Annotated in this window: 2 protein-coding genes; both read right to left on the reverse strand. The window is 26.9% G+C overall.

What is annotated here, in order from left to right; genetic code table 11:
• Window positions 1-148 precede the first annotated feature (148 nt).
• Entirely contained in the window at window positions 149-1,084 is a 936-nt protein-coding gene (gene radA, locus BGI41_RS07040) for a DNA repair and recombination protein RadA (RefSeq protein ID WP_088539881.1), read from the reverse strand.
• A 42-nt stretch (window positions 1,085-1,126) separates the two neighbouring features.
• Window positions 1,127-3,502 (reverse strand): OB-fold nucleic acid binding domain-containing protein, encoded by a 2,376-nt coding sequence (locus BGI41_RS07045; protein WP_088539883.1) that lies wholly within the window; start codon window positions 3,500-3,502, stop codon window positions 1,127-1,129.
• Between the last annotated feature and the right edge of the window lie 262 nt (window positions 3,503-3,764).

Below are 3,764 nucleotides of genomic sequence, written 5' to 3' on the forward strand. Positions count from 1 at the left end.
ATATATTACTTATTTTTCCAATACTAAAATTTAGAGAATAGTTAAATATTAAATAATAAAAAATAGTAAAAAAATAAAAAATTAATTAAAAATTTAATCAACTACACCTTCTAAAAAATAGTAAAAAAATAAAAAATTAATTAAAAATTTAATCAACTACACCTTCATTAGTGATTTTAAATACACATTCACCTTCAGGTAAATGAGGACTATCAACAAGTCTAGCAATCCTTTTACCTGCTAAACCTTTTTTAAGCCAAATCCTATAAGTTGATGCATGTCCTAAAACGTGTCCACCAGTTGCTTTAGTTGGACTTCCAAAGAAAGCATCAGGTCTTGCTTGTACTTGGTTTGTTATAAATATAGCAACATTATAAGTATTAGCAATTTGTTGAAGTACATGTAAATGTTGATTAAGTTTTTGTTGTCTTACTGCAAGAGATTCTCTTCCAACATATTCTGCTCTGAAATGAGCCATTAATGAATCTACAATTACAAGTTTAATAGGATTACCTTGTTGAATTAATTCATTAATTTTATCAGCCATTAATATTTGGTGAGAAGAGTTAAATGCACGAGCTACATGAATTTTTTGTAAAACTTCTTCTACATCTAATCCAAAACCATTAGCAATTTGTTCAATACGTTCTGGTCTGAAAGTGTTTTCTGTATCAATATATACACATTCACCATCTAAACCACCTTGTTCTTCAGGTAATTGAACAGTGACAGCTAATTCATGGGAAATTTGACTTTTACCTGATCCAAATTCACCGAAAACTTCAGTAATTGATTGAGTTTCAACTCCACCACCAATTAAATCATCAAAAGCTTGACTTCCAACAGTAATATGACCAACATTTTTTCTTCTTTCCATTACATCATAAGCTGTTTCAAAATCAATTTTTTCTGACTTACGTGCTGCTTCAATAACTTTTTCTGCAACACCTTCACCAATTTCAGCTTTAACAGATAATTCTTTAGCAGTAGCTGTTGCTAATCTCATCATATCAGCAAAACCAGCATCTCTTAATTTTTGAGCAGTTTTTTCACCAACATTTGGTAAATCTTCTAATTCTACCATAATTATTCCTCACATTATTAAATTTATTTATTCATATTTAAATTAAAAAGATTTAGAAATAATCTTTTTAGGATTTAATCTAAGTTCTTCATCAAATTCATTGAATCTTACATCAGCAATTAAATCTATATGCATTCCTTCAAGATTTTCAACTTTACCTTCTAAAGGACCAATATCTCCTTCTTTTGAAACAATATCAACAATTTCATCTTGACTAAGTTCAAGTAATTCTTCTACTAATTTACCGAAAAATGTAATTTGCATTTCACCAGTATCATCTGAAATCATACCTGGAAGCATTAATGTATATTTAGGTTCATCAACTTCTTCTCCACAATACTCACAGAAATAACCATCTTCATCTTTACTTAATCTACTATTACAAGTAGGACATTTTGAAAGTAAAAGATTATTTGCTGAAAGATTATTAAGCATACCAGATATTCTAATATTTCTATCTTCTTCTTCAACTGAATCAAGTGTTTTAGATACATAGATAATATCTTGTAATTCTTCAAATGATGGTAAAGCTTTTATTTCTTTATCAGTAGGACTTGAAATACCGGTACTTCCATTTAAACTTAATTCTAATGTATCACCATTAAAATTAAAACGAGGGTTAATAATTTTAATAGGATCAGATACTTTAAATTCAGAATCAGGATTAGGACTCCATATAGCTACCCTAATAAAACCAGTATTATCAGCAATTTCAATATTTCTAACTGAACCTTCACTACCATCTGATTTTACAAAATTGTTTATAGGACTAACAGATAAGATTCTACCAACGATTTTTATATTTTGATCATCTTCATCTAATTCTGAGATATTTTTATGTTCATATATTAATTCTTCAAGAGTATCAAGTGAAGCAATATATTTAGATTCATCATCATTTAATTTGATAATTCTTGATGCTTTACCAACATTTAATTGAATATCATACATTCCTAAACGAGTTCTTGCATTCTCAATTAAATAAGCACTACCTACATTTAATTCTTTTTCAGATTTTTCATCCCATAAAGATAAAGTAACTAATCCAGTTTCATCAGCAAAATCAACTGATTTTACTTTACCTATAGATCCATCATCTCTTTGGAATTCTCTAGTATCTCCAATAGTAATTACACGACCACAAATATCAACTTCTTCATTATCTTCATCTATACTTTGAACTTGTTCGATTTTTATTGGTCCAAAACTACCAGCATAATTTTCTTTTAAGAATTCAATTAAATCTGCAGGTTCTTTAGGATTAATTGTAATACTTGTTTCCCATGTAGTATTTACTTTATAACCAGAGGAAGAATAATCATCATATTGAATATTAGCTCCAACAATTTTTAGAATATCTCCTTTTTTAAGGTCTAATTTAGTATCATTACCCCAAAGACTTACTCCAATAGAACCAGTATCATCAGTTATTTCAACAGTACGAACAAAACCATCATTTCCATCATTACGTTTAAATGTTATAACATCTTGAATTTTAGATACTATACCTATTAAAGTTACATCATTAATTTCTTCAGCATCGCCAATTTTCATTAATGGAGAAATTTTAACATCTGGAAGATCAAAATCGCCTTTAATAATTCTACTGTTTCTATGAGTTAAAGTAATTTCATCACGATTTTCTCCTACACTAGCATTTAAAATTTTAATAGAATCTCCTTGTTCAAGATTTAAAGTATCTATTAAATCAACATCTTTATTCCATAAAGTATATTGTATACTACCAGTAGCATCTTGAATTTTTAAATTAGTTACTTTACCTTCACCATTACGGCCATTAAAAGTATTAATACGACCTAATCTTGCAATTCTTCCAATGACATTAACTTTATCATCATTGAGAGAAATTGATCCTATATCAGTAATGTTTTCTTTATATTCTGGGAAATCTGGATAATCATCAGCATTTAATACATGGACAGTAGCATTGTTTTCTAATTGAATTTCAGTATTTTTATTGAATCCTTCTTTAACCTGTACATTATTAATTTGAATAACATCTCCTTCATTAAAATTATTTAATAAAGGAATATTATTTGTCCAAAAAGTAACTCTTATTTTTGCTGTATCATCAGCAATAGTAATATTACAAAGTTTTCCTTCATTTCCTTTTCTTGTTTTAAATGATTTTTGGTTTGCTATAGACATTACTTTACCAATTACACTAATATGATCCTGACCTACTTCTAAATCTTCAAGTTTATTTATAACACCATCAGTTTTAGACTCAACAGATTCAGTGATATATTCTCCAGTGATTAAACGGGCAATGTCTATATCATCCATAAAGTCTACATCACCATATGATTCCTTTTTTTCTTCTAAAAGCTTAAGAAAATCTTCTTCAGATATCTTATCTTTTATTTTTTCATATTCTTTTTTAATTTCTTCGTCCATACCAGACCCTCACATAAATTATATAATAGTTTCAATTTTCATATATAAAGGACAAGCCCGAGAGCATATGAAAAGTAATATTTTTAAAAATAATATTAAAAAAAATATTATAATTATACAAAAATATGATAATAATTTATTATAATTATAATTATGTAATTCATAGATTATAATGTAAACTATATTTATAAGTACTTATTTTTATAAAATTTAATAATTTAAAAATATTAATCTAAAAATATTATAAGATAATAATTAATAG

This window comes from Methanobrevibacter sp. 87.7, from assembly GCF_002208625.1.
Classification (GTDB): Archaea; Methanobacteriota; Methanobacteria; order Methanobacteriales; family Methanobacteriaceae; genus Methanarmilla.